This is a genomic window from Brucella anthropi, assembly GCF_046630315.1.
Taxonomy (GTDB): Bacteria; Pseudomonadota; Alphaproteobacteria; order Rhizobiales; family Rhizobiaceae; genus Brucella; species Brucella anthropi_A.
This window is the reverse complement of record NZ_LQBD01000037.1, coordinates 146,701-164,516: the sequence shown is the minus strand read 5'-3', so window position 1 is coordinate 164,516 and position 17,816 is coordinate 146,701. Positions and strand designations below refer to the sequence as shown.

The window sequence follows — 17,816 nt, the reverse complement described above, 5'->3', positions numbered from 1 at the left end:
TCTGACCGGTTTGAGGACATGAGAATGGCAAGAAAGAACATTTTTGAAAGCGTCATGCGGGACGAACCGGCGGCTGAACAGGCCACACAGCCGGTTGAAAACGTATCGCGCCGCTTCGGTGCCGCCAAGTCTCTGTCTGCCTCGATTGACGAACTGGCGAAACAGGCCGCACAGAAACTCGACGGTGAAGCCATTGTCGAGCTTGATCCCGACAGTCTGGATGCTTCCTTCGTGGCGGATCGCCTGCCGGAAACCGATGATGAAGACTATCAGGACCTGCTGGAAGCCATTCGCGAGCGCGGTCAGGACAGCCCTATCCTCGTGCGTCCGCATCCTGATGCCAGCGGCCGCTACATGATCGTTTTCGGTCATCGTCGCGCACGGGTCGCAAGGGAACTCGGCATCAGGGTCAAGGCTGTCATCAAGCCCCTCGCCGATCTGGAACATATATTGAGCCAGGGCCAGGAAAACTCCGCTCGGGCCAATCTGAGCTTCATTGAGCGTGTTTTCTTTGCCGCGCGTCTGGAAGCGCTTGGTTTCGAACGCGAGGCCATTCAGGCCGCTTTGACGGTCGACTACCAGACCCTGTCGAAGATGCTGACCATTCCGAAGGCCATTCCGGAGCATATTCTCCTTGCCATCGGTCCCGCCAAGGGCATTGGTCGTGACCGTTGGCTGGAACTGCGCAAGCTGATCGAGATTCCGGGCAAAAAGGATGCGGCGGAAGAGCTTCTGGCAATGCCAGCCTTCGAAAAGGCGTCCTCGGTCGATCGTTTTGAGCAGCTTTACGGCTATCTGAAAGGCGGACGACAGAAGAAGCCGGTCACCAAGGCGGCTCTACGTCCCGGCGCCAGCTGGACGGCTTCCGATAAAACCGTCAGCGCAGTTATCAAACAGAATGGCAAATCGGCTACATTGGCGCTCAGTGCCGCCAACGGGCCTCGTTTTGCCGATTGGCTTTCTCGCAATCTGGATGCGCTTTATGCGTCATTCAGAAGCGAGGAGAAGTAAGAGCGTACAGGCCGCGGGCGGTTGCTGCGGTCTGATTGTGCAGAGCATGCCTCCCGAAAGGGAAGCCGGTTTCGGAACAAAGGCGTGCTTGAAGCAAAGAGTAAGCGTGTTTGCGTCGAAACTGTTCAGGAAGAGGAACGAGACAGCAAAAGAAAAAGGCCCCCAAACGTCGCCGTGTGGAAGCCCTTCTCATTGGTTTAGCAGCTAGAGAATCGCAAATCCACGAATCACTGTCAAGTGCAATTCGCGTCATTTCGGCGGGTGGATTTCTTTTGCCTTGTGGAAGGTGAAAGAAAATGGAGATTCAATTGGCCTCGACGCCGTTCGGCAGTCGAAGGATGACGCTTGCCTTGTTGGCAAGTCAGCAGAACACAAGACAGATCGCACCGGAATCGGCTGCCGACAAATGGCAGCTGCATCGCTGGCTGTGCGAGGCAAAGATGCTGTTCGGTCTCAATGACCGTTCGCTGGCTGTTCTTTCGGCGCTGCTGTCGTTCTATCCGGAGGCGGAACTGAATGCACAAAGCAGTCTCATCGTGTTCCCGTCCAACAGGCAACTGGCCTTGCGCGCCCATGGAATGGCTGACGCGACCCTGCGCCGTCATCTGGCAGCGCTGGTCGATGCCGGTTTCATTCTTCGCCAGGACAGCCCCAATGGCAAGCGCTATGCCCGACGGGCCAAAGGCGGCGATGTGCAGATTGCATTCGGTTTCTCTTTGGCGCCGCTGCTGGCGCGTGCGCGCGAACTGGAAACGGCGGCAGAGCAGGTGAGGGCGGAAAAGCTCGCCTTGCGTGCAATGCGCGAGCGCCTGACATTGCTGCGGCGCGACATCGCCAAGCTCATTGAATTCGCCGCTCAGGAACAGCTTACCGGAGACTGGCAGCATATCAATCATCGTTTTCGCCTGATCGTCGACAGCATTCCGCGCCGTGCCGAACAGGAAGAACTGGCGGCGCTGGTCGATGCCTTGCAGCTCATTCGCATGGAAATCGATAACACATTGAAAATCCATGAAAATGTTCAAAATTTGCACGCCAATGAATCTCAAAATGAGCGGCAGCAAATTGAATCGAATCCAGATTCCCATTTTGATAAGGCCAAAGCTCAATCCAGCGACCAGCGCATAAACCACACCACCAGCGCACCCGTTGACCCCACGGTTTCGCTCGATATGGTGCTTCGCTCCTGTCCGGAAATCACAGCCTATGCCCCTTCATCCATCCGACATTGGCAGGATCTGGCCAATACGGCAGAGAAAGTGCGTTCCTTCCTCGGGATTGATGGAAAGCTCTACGATCTGGCAAGGAAAACGCTGGGAAGCCATAATGCCGCAATCGTGATTGCCTATATCCTGCAACGCTATGAGCATATTCAATCGGCTGGCGGCTATTTGCGGGTTTTGACAGAAAAGGCCGCCAACGGCTCGTTTTCGATCAGGCCGATGCTGATGGCCGCGCTCTGTTGCAAGGATGCGCCGGATGGCCGGAGGAACGCCAATATGGCCGGGTGAAATCGAAACAGGGGTCGTTAACGGGCTGGGTCTTTTTGCGCAGAGCGGTCAAGACAGACCTCTTCGATATTGTCCAGCATACGCTGCCATTCATCGGGCGACCATTGCATCACGCCGCTTCCGCTCAGCATGAACATCGCTTCTGTCGCCAGCATCAGGACAACCGCCTTTGGGTCTTCCGGGTCCGCGATGGAATTGAAATAGTCGGCATAAGCCGTCCGATAGGCATCCATGCCCTCGCCAACCTGTGTCATTGCCGCCATGATAGAGAATGACCTGGCCTTGATGGCGGGGCTGGCAGCGCGCATTACCTGCACCTGGGCAAACAATGTCGTGTCGCGATCAATATTGCCGCCGCGCGCATCATGCATGATTTTCTGGTAACGGGCAAAATCGCGGGCGGTTATACCGCTCAATAATGCCTCGCGGCTTGGAAAACTATATGTCAATCCGCCCTTGCTGATACCAGCCCTTTCGGCCACGAGGTTCAGGCTGAGACGGTTGGCTCCATATTCTGCGACCACAGCCTCAGCCGCATCCAGGATCAAATCCTCGGATATAACTTTTTTGCGTCCCATAGCCGCAGAACCCTTCTTTTGGAGCGCCTTTCCATCGATCGGCGCTCGAACTGCCTGTTTTGAACCGCGCATCTTGCCCGCCAACCCGGGCGCCCTTTCGGGAGACGCGCATTAATGTTGTGTTCTTATTCTGTCCAGCTTGCGAAGCGCATGCCATACCCAAGCGCTGAGAACCACGATCACCATCGCGGCAGACAGGAGAACCGCCTTATGCGCATCGACAAATGCCAGTTTTCCGGCATGAACCAGAAGTTCCCTGGCGGTGCTTGAGAGTTGAGCGGCGGCCGAAAATGTTTCGCCTATTGAATAGACTGCATTTTTCGGCGCGTCATCAGGTAAAATGATCGACGCTCTGTAGGCGCTGGACAGAATTCCGCCGAAGATTGCGACACCGAGGCCGATGCCAAGCTCATAACCGGTGCTTTCCAGGGCTCCCGCCGATCCAGCCTTGTCTTCCGGCACGGAGTTCATGATTGCAATCGAGGAACTGGCAAGCCCCATGCCAAGAGCCATTCCGAGAATTACAAAGGACGCCGCAACCATAAGCGGGTCATTTTGCAGATCGACGAATGCGAGGCCAAGCAGGCTTCCCCCTGCCATCAGGAGTGACAATGTCATGACCGACTTGAGGCTGACTTTTGTAACCACGAAACCCGCCAGGGGGCTTCCGACGGCTGATGCCCCGATCAGGGGCAGCATGAACAATCCTGCCTCCAGAGGCGACTTGCCCAAGACATATTGAAGCTCCTGCGCGATCGTCAATTGCACCCCTGCAAGGGCGCCGCAGACGATCATGGCAACCACGATCCCCACACTGATGACCGGATTGGAAAACAGCGAAAGATCGAGCATTGGAAAGCGGCTTTGACGCTGCAAGTGCACGAATTGCCAGACGATGGCAATTCCACCGGCAATGAAGGCGAAGTTCAGGGCTGTTTCTGTTTTGCCGACAGCAAGCCCCTTTAACCCATAAACGGTCAGGATAAGCCCTGCGATGAGAAGCAATGCATGTCCGATCTTCCACGAACCGGGTGTTTCCGAGCGAAATTCCGGCACGATCCTGAACACGATTGGCCACAGGACAAGTATGATGGGCAGGTTCACAAGAAACACCGCGCCCCACCAGAAATGTTCCAGCAGCAAGCCGCCCGCGATTGGTCCGATAGCGGCCCCTGCCGAACTGACTGTTCCCCATAAGCCGAGCGCGACGCTGCGCTCGACGGGATTGTCGAAGACATGGCGTATGATCGCAAGGATTGACGGGATCACCATCGCGCCGCCAATGGCCATGAATGCCCGCACCACGATCAATGCGATCGCTGTCGGGCAGAACGCTGCCGCGATCGATGCAGCCAGAAAGATCACCAGCCCTGTGAGCAGCATACGCTTTTGCCCCACACGGTCCGAAAGCGTGCCCATCGGAACCAGCAGGCCCGCCAGCATCAACGGATAGATATCGATGATCCAGAGCAGTTCATCTCCGCTTGCGGCGAGGGCCAGGGTCAGGGAAGGCAGAGCGATATGCAGGATCGTCGTGTCTATGACGATTGGCATGAAGGCGAACAGAACGGCTGCCAGCACGCACCATTTTTGAGATTTCATGATCATTACCTTTTAAAGACCGCTCGGTCGGAAATAGTTTTTAGACCGACTGGTCCGAAATGGCAATCATATTTTCAAGCTGCCGGAACGGCTCCGCCAAAAATGGAATACGGCCTCGAAAGATATATTTGAAAACAAAGAGTTAGAGCGGATCAACCTGCCTGCCCAAAGGGCATCCATCCGTCTGCCCGCTGCTCCAAGCCGTGCATGGCCTGTTCCGATCCGGCAGTTCTGTGGATGGCCGGAAGGCGCTGGTCGCGATTTCTCTACCGATCTGCGATAGATCGCTGATGCTGCCTTTCAATATCCATTGTTCCGGCCCTGTTCTCGCGGCTGAATTTCCAGACCGGCAAAACATTTTGAGCTGGTCGCTGACACGTCCGGGTTTTGTCTCGGCGCGCTCCGTCGCCTGGCTGGAAGTGCGCAATGACGATCTGACGCTGGACGTCGATCCGGCGGTTCTGTTGCGGGAAAGACTGGCGAAGGCCGGTTATGGTGAAGCGGTGCAGATGATGACCTCGCGCAGCGTGCAGAAGCATCATGTCGCAACGCGGCGCTCCGGCGAGGCGCATGGTGCCTGCCTTGCCACTGTCGGCCTGTCCAATGCGGGCAGGGTGGGGGAACGCACGCAGATGACGATGCCGGCCGGAACGATCAATCTCCTGGTTCACATCGACAGGCCCCTGTCGGTCGCCGCCCATATAGAGGCGATGTCGATTGCCGCCGAGGCCCGCACCGCGGCCATTATCGAACTTGGCCTTCCTGTCGGCGGCAAGGCCGCAACGGGAACCGGCACAGACTGCATCGCCGTATCAGCCCCGCATGGCGAGGCAAGAGAGGCGGCATCCTATGCGGGCTTGCATACGGATATCGGCGCCGCCCTCGGTGGCGCTGTTTATGATGCGGTATCCGAAGGCGGCAGGCTCTGGATCAAGGAGCAGGGCTTCTGACCGATCAGGCTTCTGCTGCAGCCCCTTTCGGCTTCAGGCGCAGGATCAGCGGCACCAGCACAAGCGCGACCGCGGGGAAGACGAGCCAGTTGATGGTTTCCCAGCCGGAAGAATGCAAAAGCGAGCCGGCAAAGAAGGAAGCGCAGGCAACCGTGCCGAACATGATGAAATCATTGGCGCCCTGTGCCTTGCCGCGCTCTGCCGGCGTGTGGCAGTCCGTCACCATGGCGGTCGCGCCGATGAAACCGAAATTCCAGCCGATGCCAAGCAGGATCAGCGCGCCCCAGAAATGGCCGACATCGAAGCCGCCCAGTGCAATCATCGCGGAAAAGGCGATCAGCACCAGCCCAAGCGCGGTTATCTTTTCCTTGCCGAAACGAGTGATGAGCTTTCCGGTGAAGAAGCTGGGGCCAAACATGGCCAGCACATGCCACTGGATGCCAAGCGCCGCATGATCGACGGAATGGCCATGGCCGACCATGGCGATGGGTGCAGCCGTCATCACGAATGTCATCAGCGCATAGGAGCAGACGCCGGCCGCCACGGAAAGGATGAAGCGCGGCGAACGCAGGATTTCGCCAAGCGGGCGGCCTGTATCATGGACAGCGTTCGGGTCTTTCCTGATTTTAGGCGCGCGCAGCATGAAAAGGACGGGGAGGGCAAGGAGCCCCAGAGCGGCCTGGCTGAGGAAACTGCCTGCAAACATGGCATCGGGAATGGTGTCGCGTGTCCAGATGACGAGCTGCGGCCCGACGATTGCCGCGACAAGCCCGCCCACCATGACCCATGATATGGCACGCGCCTTCATGTCGCCGGTTGCCGCATCGGTGGCGGCAAATCGATAGCTCTGGACATAGGCGGCGTAGAAACCGGCCGTCAGCGTGCCGAGACAGAAGATGAGGAAAGAGGCGGCAAAAATGCCGGCGGCGGCAATCAGACCCGCCGAAACGCCGACAAGCGCGCCCAGCATATAGGCATTGCGGCGTCCGAACTGGCGCATGAAGAAAGCGGCAGGCAGGGTGCCGAGCGCAAGGCCGAGATTGAACAGGCTGACGGGCAGCGTGACGAGCGCCGGATCGGAGGAAAGTTTCTGGCCCACCAGGCCGCCAAGCGAAATCACGATAGGCGGGCTGGAAGCGCCCAGTGCCTGCGCAATCGTCAGGATAATAATATTGCGCCGTGCGGTCGTCATGTCGGTCATTGCCAACCCCTCCTTCCAGAAAACAGGGATGGCTTTATCGGAAAGTGTATGTGCCAGCAAAATTATTCTATCGTGGGGGCAAAAAAATCCGGCAGGTTTCTGCGACTACAGGGCGTGCCGCTGCGCTTGCAAACTCGTCAGGCCGTGGCGAAAAGAGTGATTTTCGAGTGCCGGAGCGGAGTGTACTTCCAAGCATAGTCCCGAAAAGTTGCAGACTTTTCGGATAAGACTATGCGTCTGACAAAGCTACGTGAGCACCGGAGCGCAGAAAATTGCTCTTTGCAGCCCGGCATCACGAGGAATGCGAGCGTAGCGGGAATGTCGTCTGGCTGTCATGAAGTGCCTCTAGTTTGCGGCTCCAATGTTCAATAGGGAGCCAGCAATGTCCGATACTCTTTCCCAGCAAAGTCTGTTCAAGACCAGCCAGTTGGAAGAAGCCGATGCCGATCCGCGCAATCCGTCCGATAATCCCACCATGGGCGAAATCATCAGCCGCCGCTTTTCCCGCCGCGGCTTTCTGCGCGGCTCGCTCGCTGTCTCGGCCATTGCGGCAACCGTCAGCCCGCTTGCGCTGTTGAGCGCCGGCGATGCGCGCGCCGCCTCCGGTTCGGCCTTTTCCTTCAAGGAGGTGGAAGCCGGTGTCGATGCCCATCACCATGTCGCGGAAGGCTATGATGCCGATGTGCTTTTGCGCTGGGGCGACAGGCTTTTCGCCGATGCGCCGGAATTCAATCCGACCAAACAGTCAGCCGAAGCGCAGGGGCGCCAGTTCGGCTATAATAATGACTATGTCGGCTATATCGCCATCGACGGATCGCCCGAACACGGGCTTCTGGTCGTCAATCACGAATATACCAATCCGCATCTCATGTTCCCCGGCCTCGTCAAGATCGTCGATGGCAAGGTGGAGCAGGCTCCGCTCTCCAAGGAACAGGTGGATATCGAAATGGCGGCCCATGGCGGCACGATTGTCGAAATCCGCAGGCAGGACGGCAAATGGCAGCCGGTGCTCGACGGCGCGAAAAACCGCCGCATCACCTCCAATACCGAGATGGCGCTGAGCGGCCCGGTCGCGGGTCATGACCGCGTCAAGACCAAGGCCGATCCATCCGGCACCAGGGTTTTCGGCACGATCAACAATTGTGCGGGCGGCGTCACGCCATGGGGCACCTACATCATGGCCGAGGAAAACATCCACGGCTATTTCATCGGCGAACTGCCGGAAGGCCACGCGGAAGCGGCCAATTACAAGCGCATGGGCATTCCGGAAGGTTCCTATGAATGGGGCCGTTTCTACGACCGTTTCGACGTTTCCAAGGAGCCGAACGAACCGAACCGCTTCGGCTGGATTGTCGAGGTTGATGTGTCCGATCCCAATTCCGTGCCGAAGAAGCGCACCGCGCTTGGCCGTTTCAAGCATGAAGGGGCGGAATCCATCGTCAACAAGGATGGGCGCGTGGTCTTTTATCTCGGCGACGACGAACGCTTCGATTATGTCTACAAGTTCGTGACGGCGGGCAAGTTCAACCCGGATGATCGCGCCGCCAATATGGACCTGCTGGATGAAGGCACGCTGCACGTGGCCAAATTCCATGAGGACGGCAAGGTGGAGTGGATGCCGCTGGTGTTCGGTGAGGGTCCGCTGACCGAAGCGAACGGTTTCAAAAGTCAGGCCGATGTGCTGATCGAAACCCGGCGCGCGGGCGATCTTCTCGGCGCCACAAAGATGGATCGCCCCGAAGATGTGCAGCCGAACCCGGTCAATGGCCGTGTTTATGTCATGCTCACCAACAACACCAAGCGCAAGGACGATCAGGTGGATGCCGCCAATCCGCGCGCCAAGAATGCCTTTGGCCATATCATCGAGATCGAGGAAGACGGGCAGGATTTTGCCGCCACGACCGGAAAATGGGAAGTGCTGCTGAAATGCGGCGATCCTTCGGTCGCCGAAGTCGGCGCCAGCTTCTCCACCGACACCACGCGCAATGGCTGGTTCGGCATGCCGGACAATGCCGCCGTCGACAGCGCCGGTCGGCTGTGGGTCGCAACCGATGGCAACAGCAACAAGGATACAGGCCGCACGGACGGGCTTTGGGCGGTCGATACCGAAGGCGATGCGCGCGCGACGTCCAAACTGTTCTACCGCGTGCCGGTGGGGGCGGAAATGTGCGGCCCGCTCTTCGCACCCGATGACGAGACGGCTTTCGTTGCCGTGCAGCATCCGGGCGACGGCGGCGAGGATTGGGACGGTCATGGCCGTCCGTCCTATTACGAGGACCTGTCCACCCGCTGGCCGGACTTCCGGGACGATATGCCGGTGCGGCCCGCCGTGGTGGCAATCACGAAACAGGGCGGCGGAAAGATCGCTGTGTAGCAACTTTATAAGGCAGTCGGCCCCCGGTGAAAGCCGGGGGCTTTCGTCAAAGCTTCATGGAAGCGTCAAGCCAGCGATACAAAACCAGCCTAATTGCGTCCCTGTATTTGAATTCAAACAGGGACTTATCATGATATCGCGTCTTGTCGCCTCGACCATGCTGGCCGGTGCCGTTGCATTGGCATTTCCGGCCTCCGCCGAAGAAAAGGCTTTTCCCGCCACGCTCAAGGCCCATGCCATCCTGCCCGGCAACACGATCATCGCCGCGCCGAAGGATGCGGCTGAACATCTGAAGACATCGGGCAAGTTCACCACCGCCGACCGCAAGCGCGCTGAGGGCATCGGCACGGTGGAAGGCAAGGACGGCGTGCGCAAGACCGGCTTTTCCGTGCCGTTCGACGGCCAGCCGGTCCAGGGCTTTTCCGGCATCAAGACCATGGAAGACGGCAGCTTCTGGTCCCTGTCCGACAATGGCTTCGGCTCGAAGCTCAATTCGCCCGATGCCATGCTGATGCTGCACAATGTCAAGTTCGACTGGGACAAGGGAACGGTCGAGCGCGTCAAAACCGTGTTCCTCAGCGATCCCGACCGGAAGGCTCCGTTTCCCATTGTCATGGAAGGCGCTGAAAAGCGCTATCTGACCGGCGCCGACTTCGATGTGGAATCCATCCAGCCGGTGGCGGATGGTTTCTGGGTCGGCGAGGAGTTTGGTCCGTTCCTGTTGAAATTCGACACGGACGGCAAGCTCACCGACGTTATCCCGACTTTCGTTGGCGAGACGGAAGTGGTGTCGCCGGACAATCCGAAACTTGCTCTGCCCGCCAATCCGAGCCTCAAGCTCCCGGCCTATAATCTGAAGCGCTCCGGCGGTTTCGAGGGGCTGGCCATGTCGAAGGACGGTTCGAAGCTTTATGGTCTTCTGGAAGGCCCGTTATTTGTCGATAGCGCGCCGGAAAAGACCGCGAGCGGCAAGACCGGCCTGCGCGTCATCGAGTTCAGCGTGCCGGACAAAAAGTGGACAGGCCGCTCCTGGCTTTATCCGCTGGCGGAAGGCGGCGAAGCCATCGGCGATTTCAACATGCTGGATGAAACCACGGCGCTGGTCATCGAGCGCGACAACGGCGTCGGCACGGCGGACAAGGCCTGCGCCGATCCGAAGAAGCCGCAGGCCGATTGCTTCGATGTGCCGTCGAAGGTGAAGCGCATCTACAAGATCGCCTTCGACGACAGCAATGTCGGCAAGGACGTGCGCAAGATCGGCTATATCGATCTGCTGGCCATTGCCGACCCGGAAAACAAGCGCCGCCAGGGCGGGCGCGAGGGCATTTACGACATGCCGTTCCTCACCATCGAGAATGTGGACCGGGTGGACGACACGCATATCGTGGTCGGCAACGACAACAATCTGCCGTTCTCGGCAGGCCGTGCGCTCGACAAGGTGGATGACAATGAATTCGTGCTGCTGGAAGTGGGCGAGTTCCTGAAAGCCGAATAAGCCTTCTAAACAGGGCAGATGATGAAGCCGCGGAGCAATCCGCGGCTTTTTCACGGGCTGTGCATGGCGACAAGCCCGGCGTGGAAGTTTTGTGTCGGCGCGGTTATTGTGCGGCGACAAAGTGATGGAGAAAGCCGTTGAAGATTTTTGTTTTCGGCAGTGTGAATGTGGATGTCAGCGCCCGGATGGCCGCGCTGCCGCGTCCGGGGCAGACGGTGAATGCATCGGGCTATGGTATCGGCCTTGGCGGCAAGGGTGCCAATCAGGCGGTTGCGGTGGCAAAGCTTGGCGGCGACATTCGCTTCGTCGGCGCCGTCGGCAATGATGCCTTTGGCGAACTTGCCGTGAAGCAGATGCAGGAATTTGGCCTCAATACCGAAAGCGTGCGCGTGATTGACGGCGTCGATACGGGCATGGCGATCATTCAGGTGGAGGAAGCGGGGCAGAACACGATTGCGGTTTGCGCTGGTGCCAATGCGCGCTGGTCGGCGGCCGATATCGATGCCTATGCCGCCGATATTGCCAGGGCAAAGATCACGCTGTTGCAGCGCGAAGTTCCCCATATTGCCAATCTGGCCGTGGCAAAGGCCGTGCGGGCGGCAGGCGGCAGCGTTCTGCTCGATCCGGCCCCGGTCGGCGATGCAAGCCATATGGCGGACCTGATTGCGCTCAGCGACATCATTTCTCCCAACGAGACGGAAGCCGCAGAAATCACCGGCATCGAGCCGACCGATCTGGCTTCAGCGGAAGCCGCCGCGCGCAATCTTCTGGAACGCGGGCCGAAGATCGTCATCGTCAAGCTCGGCAGTCGCGGTGCGCTGCTGGTGACGGCGGATGAGGTGAAACACTTCGCGCCGTTCAAGGTTCAGGTGGTGGATACGGTTGCCGCCGGTGACAGTTTCAACGGTGGTTTCGCGGTCGCTTTCTCGCAGGGCCAGTCCCTGCATGATTGCGTGCGGTACGGTTCGGCAGCGGGTGCAATTGCGGTCACAAGACCGGGTGCTGGCGCGGCTGCACCGACTGCGGCTGAAGTGGCAGCGCTTCTGCAAAATAAGGCAGAATGAAAATCCGGGGCTGTTTGTGCCAATTTCGCTCATTTTGAGCGGAAAACTGCACAAAAACCGCTTGTCAAATATGGCGAAGAAGCCGCGAGAATAAGGCGCTCGCGGCTTTTTTGTGGCTTAATTATGTCCTAGAGCGTTGCGAGACGTTCGGTCAGCAGGCTGAAGAAGCCGTCCGCATCCACATCCTTGATGAAGAGCGCGTTCTTCGGGCGGTCGGTCACTTCCCACCAGTCGACGACTGTTTCGCCGATGGTCAGCTCTGAATTGATCTCGATTTCCACATTGCATTCCCGTCCGGAATAAAGTTCCGGCTTGATGAGATAGGCAATGACGTTCGGGTCATGCAGCGGGCCGCCATCGGTGCCGTATTTGGCTTCGTCATAGCGCTCGAAGAATTCGAGCCATGCCGCGACCACTTCGCCGACATGGGTGCCGATGCCGCGAATGGCGGCGATGCGCTTTTCGGTGGTCAGCACCTTGTGCGTCACATCGAGCGGCAGCATGGTGATCCTGATGCCGGATTTGAACACGACGGCCGCGGCGTGCGGATCGACATAGATGTTGAATTCCGCCGAGGGCGTGATGTTGCCGCCCTCGAAATAGCCGCCGCCCATCAGCACGATTTCCTTGACGCGCCCGGCAATCTTCGGCTCGCGGATCAGTGCGGAGGCGATGTTGGTGAGCGGCCCGAGCGGGCAGAGCGTGACGGTGCCCGGTTCTTCCCTCATCAACGTTTCGATGATGAAATCGACGCCATGCTGCGCCTGGAGCGGCATGGTCGGGACCGGCAGGTCGTAGCCGTCGAGGCCGGTCTTGCCGTGGACGTTTTCAGCCGTCACAAGCGTGCGCACCAGGGGGCGGATGGAGCCTGCAAACACTTTTGTGCCGGGCTTCTTCGCCACTTCGCAGACCGTGCGGGCGTTGATCTCGGTGCGGGCCAGCGGGCCGTTGCCTGCGACCGCGGTGATGCCGAGAATGTCGAGTTCCGGGCTTGCGAGCGCCAGAAGAATGGCGACGGCATCGTCCTGACCGGGATCGGTATCGATAATGATTTTACGGGCCATGATGGTTTCCTGATAAGGGGATTTAAAGGGCGTTTCGGGCGGCGCTGACTGTCTGGTCGACAAGCGCGTCGAAGGAGATTTTCGCCGGGCGGCGCATATAGGTAACGATGTCGTCGGCCAGAAGCGGCCTGGACCACCGTTCTTCCATGATGCCGGAGCCGTGCTGGATGGCGATGATACAGAGGATTTGGGCAGCATTGCAGTCCACGTCATGGCCGATGCCGCAGACGATTTCCAGCGTGCGGTCGAAATCGCCTTCGCCGAACCATAGCGCAATCACCTGTGCGGCTGCATTCGGATAGACGTGAATCCAGTTATATTCGGCATATTCCGCATCGCATTTCGCCCAGGCGTCCTGCCAGCTGCCGGCAGAACGGCAGGCATCGAGCGCGAAGGCCAGAACCGCGCCATATTCGGTATCGGTCGAAAAAAGCGCTGCCGTCGAGACAAGCAATTCGCGGGTGTCTTGAACCGCAAAGGCGCGCGCCGCCATGACGGCATTGAACACCTCGCCCAATATGCCGTTTCCGGCATGGGAGATTTCCGCATCCATGAAGGCGAGGCGGGCCGCTTCGCGGGCTCGGCCCGGCACCACCATGCCGCAGATGACGCCGCGCATCTGCGCGCCGATCCATTCGTCGAACGGGTTGTCGCACGTGCTGGTTTCAGGCGGGGTGAGGCCGCGGCGCATATTGGAAAGCGCGATTGCCTCCGCCGACCAGCCAAGCGGGATCAGCGCTGTCCAGCGCTCGGCAATGTCGGCGCTGGTGACAGCCGAACCCTTGTCGCCAAAGGCTTCCAGAAAGGCGATCTCGAAGGTGATGTCGTCATTATAGGTGTTGGGCTCACGCACATAATCGCGGATCGGGCCGAAGGCTTCGGCGATGTTTTCCGCCGTATAGCCTTCCAGCGCCGTTCCGGCGGCGGCACCCACAAGCTGCGCCATCCATGCGGCGGCGGTGCGGTCGCGGAAATCATCGGACTGGACGGCATAGAGCACATCGTCCGGCCATTGAACGGCGGCGTCGAATGCGTCCCATGAGCGATAGCGCACCGTCTTTTGCGACGGGTGGTCCGGATCGGGTTGGGCGGCACGCATCAGGATGCGCAGGCGCATGTCGATGCGATAAAGCGTTTCAAAATCGCCTTTTCCAAGTGCGGCAAGCCCGTCGCGCAGCAGTTCTTCATAAGGGGCGAGGACAAAGCCCTTGTTTTCCAGCGATTGCAGCGCACCGGCCATCAGGCATTCGGGCGCTGCCGATCCCGGCACATTGCTTTTCCAGAACAGGGCGACGAGATCGTCCTGCGCCTTCATGACGGCGCTTGCATCCCATGTCTGCTCCTCCGCCGTGCGTATGACAGGCTTTGTGTCGCGCAGCAGATCGCGCGTCAGTTCCCAGGCTTTCATTTCATGCTCATTTCAGGTGTTTTTCAGTTGCTTGGCGCGCCGTTGACGCCGCGCCGCGTGGATCGTCAGCACGACGACCGGGACGAGATAGGGGATCATCTGCATCAGCTCGAAAGGCAGGCCGAGGCTTTGCAGCGTGATGGCGATCGATTCCGCCGCCGCCAGAACCAGGCTTGCCACGAGCGTTCCCCATGCGGTGCCCTGTCCCATGACTTCCGCTGCAATGGCGATGAAACCGCGCCCGGCGGTCATGTTCTGGGCAAACCATGTGACATAGCCAAGCGACAGATAGGCGCCTGCCGCCCCGCCGAAAAGGCCGGAGAGGATGAGCGCCATCATCTGCACCCGGCCCGTATGGATGCCTGCGGCGCGCGCCGATTTCGGATCGACGCCGGTGGCGCGCAGATGCAGGCCGAAGCGCGTGCGCATCATCATCAGGCTGACCGCCGGAACCGCCATAAGTGCCGCGAAAGTCAGCACATGGATATTGCCGATGAAAGGCACGGCAAGGCTTGGCAGCGCGCCGCTTTTGAGCGCGCCCGACATGCCCTTGTCGCCGGTGGCAAGGAATAGCCCGAGCGTGGTTGCCGCCGCCGCCGCGATGTTGAGCGCGATGCCGGTCATGATGAGATCGGTGCCAAGCCGGTTGACCGAAAGCGACATCAGCCAGCCGAGAAGCGCGCCGACCACGAGCGCCGCCAGAAGGCCGATGGCAGGGCTTCCCGTTGCAGCGCTGGCCAGAACGGCGATGAGGGCCGCAACCAGCATCATGCCTTCCATGCCGATATTGAGCACGCCCGCGCGGTCGGAAATCATCACGCCGAGTGCTGCCAGCAGCAACGGCGTTGCCACGCGCAGGATGGTGCCGATGAAATGCGGATCGAGAATTTGTGCGAGAACGGTCGTCATGCCTGCACTCCGGCCTGTATTCCATCGCGATTGCGCAAGCTTCTGATCAGCCGCAATATGGTTGGATGATTGTGGATGACGCTTGCCGTCGCGCCCACCATGATGGCCGCCGTCACCAGCCCCACCACTTCGGTCGGGATGTTCATGTTGCGGGCCAGAAGATCGCCGCCCACCTGCACGAAACCGAGGAAAAGTGCGGATGGAATGAGCAGGAACGGGTTTTCGCGCGCCAGAATGGCGACCACGAGGCCGGTCCAGCCATAGCCCGGCAGGTCGAGCCAGGCAAAGCGGGCATGAAGGCCCAGCACTTCCAGTGCGCCCGCCATGCCGGCCACCAGCCCGCCGACGATCTGCGCGCGCATGATGATGCCTTTCAGCGGCAAGCCAAGATGATTGGCAAAACCGGGGCTTGAGCCTGCTATGCGGATATTGAGGCCGGAGCGCGTCCAGTAAAGCCAGATGCCGCCTGCAATGCAGGCCAGAACCGCGATGATCGAGCCGCTGTTGAGGCGGGTTCCCGCCAGAAGCCGGTCGAGCTTGGCATCCGCCGGGATCCGAAGCGACATCATCCCGCCCGCATTGGGATCGCGGATGACATAATTGAGGACGAAAAGGCCCAAAAACAGGAAGGCATAGTTCAAGACGAGCGATGTCACCATTTCCGATGCGCCGAAGCGCAGCCGCAGCGCCGCCGGAATGGTGCAGGCGAAGCTGCCCGCCACCGCGCCGCAAAGGATGGCGACCGGCAGCGAAAACCAGCCGAGCGAAGGAAGCAGAACCGCGCCCGCCACCGCGCCGAGCGCGCCGAGGAAGAAGCCGCTTTCCGCGCCCAGATTGAACAGGCCGGAACGGAACATGATGGTGATCGCAAGGCCGGTCAGCATGATCGGCGTTGCCGCTTCCACCACATTGCCCATATGGCGGATGCTGCCGAACGGCCCGAGGAAAAACGTCTTGAGAACGCCTGCCGGATTGTCCTGCATCAGCGCCAGCGGCACCAGCAGCACGGCCATGATGACCGCGATCACCAGCACGGTGAGGAAGAAGGGAATGAGATAGGATACAAGTCTGCGCATTATATACGTGTCCCCAGCATATACGGTCCGAGGACGGCTGGTGTTATGTCTGGTCCGTTTTCCAGAACGGCGACAATGCGCCCGTTGAAGAGCACCACGATGCGGTCGCTCAAGCGCAGCAATTCATCCAGATCGGCGCTGACCAGCAGAACGGCTGCGCCGCCTTGCGCCACTTCATCGATGCGGCGGTGCAGGAAGGCCGCCGCCGAAACATCAATGCCGCGCGTCGGCTGGTCGGCGATCAGGAATTTCGGATTGGTGGCAAGTTCGCGCGCGGCGATGAGCTTTTGCGCATTGCCGCCGGAAAGGGAATCGAGCCTTTCGGTGATAGCGCCCGCGCGCACCGAATATTGCCTTATCATGCCGCCGACGCGCGCCTTGATGGCGCCCCAGCGCAGGAATGGCCCCCGGAAAATCTGCCTGTCGGCGGTGACGGACCCCACCCCGGCTATCGCATTTTCGGCAAGCGACAGGCCGGGCGCGCCGCCTTGCGAAAAGCGGTCGGCGGGCAGATAGGCAAGGCCCTTTTTGCGCCAGCTTGCCGTATCGGCGCGCAGCATATCGACGCCGTTGAGGCTGATCGCGCCGCCTGCCGCTTCCGCAAGGCCGGACAGCACCGAGACGAGGCCGCGCTGGCCGCTGCCGTCCACGCCCGCCACGCCGACGATTTCGCCTGCGCCGATGGTAAGGCTGACATCCTTGATCCGGTCGGCGGGGTCGGGCGCCGCCGTGGTCACGCCCTTCATTTCAAGGACGGTCCTGCCCGGTCCCTGCCGGTGCGCGCGCTTCGGGATATCGACCGCATGGCCCATCACCATTTGCATGATGGCATCGTCCGGCACATCGGCAAGCTTTTCCGTGCCCGCAACCGCGCCAGCGCGCAGCACGGTCACGCTTTCGGCCAGTTCGCGCACTTCGTTCAGCTTGTGGGAAATGAAAAGAATGGTGATGCCCTCGTCGCGCAGGCTTTTCAGCCGCCGCATCAGTTCCTCGATCTCCGGCGGAGAGAGAACGGCGGTCGGCTCGTCGAGGATGAGAAGCCGCGTGCGGCGCGCCAGCGCCTTCAAAATCTCAACCTTCTGCTGGGCGGCGACGGAAAGCGCGCCCGTGATCGCATCCGGGTCGGCATGCAGGTCATATTGCTGCATCAGCTCCTCGACCATCTTTCGCGCGCCCGCGCGGTCGATCAGGCCCGCCTTCACCGGCTCATGGCCGAGAATGATGTTTTCGGTGACGGTCAGCGTCGGCACGAGCGAGAAATGCTGGTGCACCATGCCGATGCCGCTTGCGGCGGCGTCTTCCGGCGACCAGGAGGCGATGTGCCTGCCATCGACCACGATTTCGCCCGCCGTGGCATTTTCAATGCCGAACAGGATTTTCATGAGCGTGGATTTGCCCGCGCCATTCTCGCCGCAAATGGCGTGGATCGAGCCTGCCCGGATCGAAAACGACACGTCGCGCAGCGCCTCAGTGCCGTTCGGATAAACCTTGCTCACATCGCGGAAAGCCACGATTGGGCGGAAGGCGACGATAGCATCGCCGCCTTCGGTGTTTTCAGCTTGTTTTTCCACGA

General features: G+C 59.8%; 14 protein-coding genes. 6 read left to right on the top strand and 8 right to left on the bottom strand.

The window, feature by feature from the left end; genetic code table 11:
• Positions 1-24: 24 nt before the first annotated feature.
• Positions 25-1,011, top strand: a complete 987-nt coding sequence (repB, locus tag AVM02_RS17530) for a plasmid partitioning protein RepB (protein ID WP_411508192.1) — start codon at positions 25-27, stop codon at positions 1,009-1,011.
• A 296-nt stretch (positions 1,012-1,307) separates the two neighbouring features.
• Positions 1,308-2,522 (top strand): plasmid replication protein RepC, encoded by a 1,215-nt coding sequence (gene repC / locus AVM02_RS17525; RefSeq protein ID WP_411508191.1) that lies wholly within the window; start codon positions 1,308-1,310, stop codon positions 2,520-2,522.
• Between the two features lie 17 nt (positions 2,523-2,539).
• Here repC and AVM02_RS17520 read toward each other — a convergent pair whose 3' ends face one another.
• Positions 2,540-3,100 (bottom strand): TetR/AcrR family transcriptional regulator, encoded by a 561-nt coding sequence (locus tag AVM02_RS17520; RefSeq protein WP_411508190.1) that lies wholly within the window; start codon positions 3,098-3,100, stop codon positions 2,540-2,542.
• A gap of 111 nt (positions 3,101-3,211) precedes the next feature.
• Entirely contained in the window at positions 3,212-4,702 is a 1,491-nt protein-coding gene (locus tag AVM02_RS17515) for an MFS transporter (protein ID WP_411508189.1), read from the bottom strand.
• A 290-nt stretch (positions 4,703-4,992) separates the two neighbouring features.
• On the opposite strand from AVM02_RS17515, the gene AVM02_RS17510 reads away from it, so the two are divergent.
• Positions 4,993-5,652 carry an adenosylcobinamide amidohydrolase gene (locus tag AVM02_RS17510; protein WP_411508188.1) on the top strand — a complete coding sequence of 220 codons (660 nt, stop codon included), beginning with the start codon at positions 4,993-4,995 and terminating at the stop codon, positions 5,650-5,652.
• Positions 5,653-5,656: 4 nt separating this feature from the next.
• On the opposite strand, the gene AVM02_RS17505 is transcribed toward AVM02_RS17510, so the two are convergent.
• Positions 5,657-6,853 (bottom strand): MFS transporter, encoded by a 1,197-nt coding sequence (locus tag AVM02_RS17505; protein WP_411508187.1) that lies wholly within the window; start codon positions 6,851-6,853, stop codon positions 5,657-5,659.
• A gap of 382 nt (positions 6,854-7,235) precedes the next feature.
• Between AVM02_RS17505 and AVM02_RS17500 the strand changes: the two genes are divergently transcribed.
• The 3 genes from AVM02_RS17500 to rbsK all read left to right on the top strand — a co-directional run bounded on the left by AVM02_RS17500 (position 7,236) and on the right by rbsK (position 11,786).
• Positions 7,236-9,227, top strand: coding sequence for a PhoX family protein (locus tag AVM02_RS17500; protein ID WP_411508186.1), 1,992 nt, complete (start codon positions 7,236-7,238; stop codon positions 9,225-9,227).
• Positions 9,228-9,357: 130 nt separating this feature from the next.
• Positions 9,358-10,722, top strand: coding sequence for an esterase-like activity of phytase family protein (locus AVM02_RS17495; protein ID WP_411508185.1), 1,365 nt, complete (start codon positions 9,358-9,360; stop codon positions 10,720-10,722).
• A gap of 185 nt (positions 10,723-10,907) precedes the next feature.
• Positions 10,908-11,786 (top strand): ribokinase, encoded by an 879-nt coding sequence (gene rbsK, locus AVM02_RS17490; protein WP_411508214.1) that lies wholly within the window; start codon positions 10,908-10,910, stop codon positions 11,784-11,786.
• A gap of 128 nt (positions 11,787-11,914) precedes the next feature.
• Here the strand turns inward: rbsK and AVM02_RS17485 are convergent, their stop codons facing one another.
• From AVM02_RS17485 to AVM02_RS17465, 5 genes are read right to left on the bottom strand one after another with little or no spacing between them, the layout of a single operon-like run.
• On the bottom strand, positions 11,915-12,850 hold the full coding sequence (locus AVM02_RS17485) for a nucleoside hydrolase (RefSeq protein ID WP_411508184.1): 936 nt from the start codon (positions 12,848-12,850) through the stop codon (positions 11,915-11,917).
• A gap of 22 nt (positions 12,851-12,872) precedes the next feature.
• Entirely contained in the window at positions 12,873-14,258 is a 1,386-nt protein-coding gene (locus AVM02_RS17480; protein ID WP_411508183.1) for an ADP-ribosylglycohydrolase family protein, read from the bottom strand.
• Positions 14,259-14,270: 12 nt separating this feature from the next.
• Positions 14,271-15,167 carry an ABC transporter permease gene (locus tag AVM02_RS17475; protein ID WP_411508182.1) on the bottom strand — a complete coding sequence of 299 codons (897 nt, stop codon included), beginning with the start codon at positions 15,165-15,167 and terminating at the stop codon, positions 14,271-14,273.
• Positions 15,164-16,243: an ABC transporter permease gene (locus tag AVM02_RS17470; RefSeq protein ID WP_411508181.1), complete on the bottom strand. Its 1,080-nt coding sequence runs from the start codon at positions 16,241-16,243 to the stop codon at positions 15,164-15,166. The genes AVM02_RS17475 and AVM02_RS17470 overlap by 4 nt, the downstream gene beginning before the upstream one ends.
• A complete protein-coding gene (locus AVM02_RS17465) occupies positions 16,243-17,814 on the bottom strand; it encodes an ABC transporter ATP-binding protein (RefSeq protein ID WP_411508180.1) in 1,572 nt (523 codons plus the stop codon). The genes AVM02_RS17470 and AVM02_RS17465 overlap by 1 nt, the downstream gene beginning before the upstream one ends.
• Positions 17,815-17,816 lie beyond the last annotated feature (2 nt).

Coding starts and splice junctions, on each gene's coding strand:
- repB (WP_411508192.1), top strand. CDS start 25: ATGGCAAGAAAGAACATTTTTGAAAGCGTCATGCGGGACGAACCGGCG.
- repC (WP_411508191.1), top strand. CDS start 1,308: ATGGAGATTCAATTGGCCTCGACGCCGTTCGGCAGTCGAAGGATGACG.
- AVM02_RS17520 (WP_411508190.1), bottom strand. CDS start 3,100: ATGGGACGCAAAAAAGTTATATCCGAGGATTTGATCCTGGATGCGGCT.
- AVM02_RS17515 (WP_411508189.1), bottom strand. CDS start 4,702: ATGAAATCTCAAAAATGGTGCGTGCTGGCAGCCGTTCTGTTCGCCTTC.
- AVM02_RS17510 (WP_411508188.1), top strand. CDS start 4,993: ATGCTGCCTTTCAATATCCATTGTTCCGGCCCTGTTCTCGCGGCTGAA.
- AVM02_RS17505 (WP_411508187.1), bottom strand. CDS start 6,853: ATGACCGACATGACGACCGCACGGCGCAATATTATTATCCTGACGATT.
- AVM02_RS17500 (WP_411508186.1), top strand. CDS start 7,236: ATGTCCGATACTCTTTCCCAGCAAAGTCTGTTCAAGACCAGCCAGTTG.
- AVM02_RS17495 (WP_411508185.1), top strand. CDS start 9,358: ATGATATCGCGTCTTGTCGCCTCGACCATGCTGGCCGGTGCCGTTGCA.
- rbsK (WP_411508214.1), top strand. CDS start 10,908: ATGGCCGCGCTGCCGCGTCCGGGGCAGACGGTGAATGCATCGGGCTAT.
- AVM02_RS17485 (WP_411508184.1), bottom strand. CDS start 12,850: ATGGCCCGTAAAATCATTATCGATACCGATCCCGGTCAGGACGATGCC.
- AVM02_RS17480 (WP_411508183.1), bottom strand. CDS start 14,258: ATGAAAGCCTGGGAACTGACGCGCGATCTGCTGCGCGACACAAAGCCT.
- AVM02_RS17475 (WP_411508182.1), bottom strand. CDS start 15,167: ATGACGACCGTTCTCGCACAAATTCTCGATCCGCATTTCATCGGCACC.
- AVM02_RS17470 (WP_411508181.1), bottom strand. CDS start 16,243: ATGCGCAGACTTGTATCCTATCTCATTCCCTTCTTCCTCACCGTGCTG.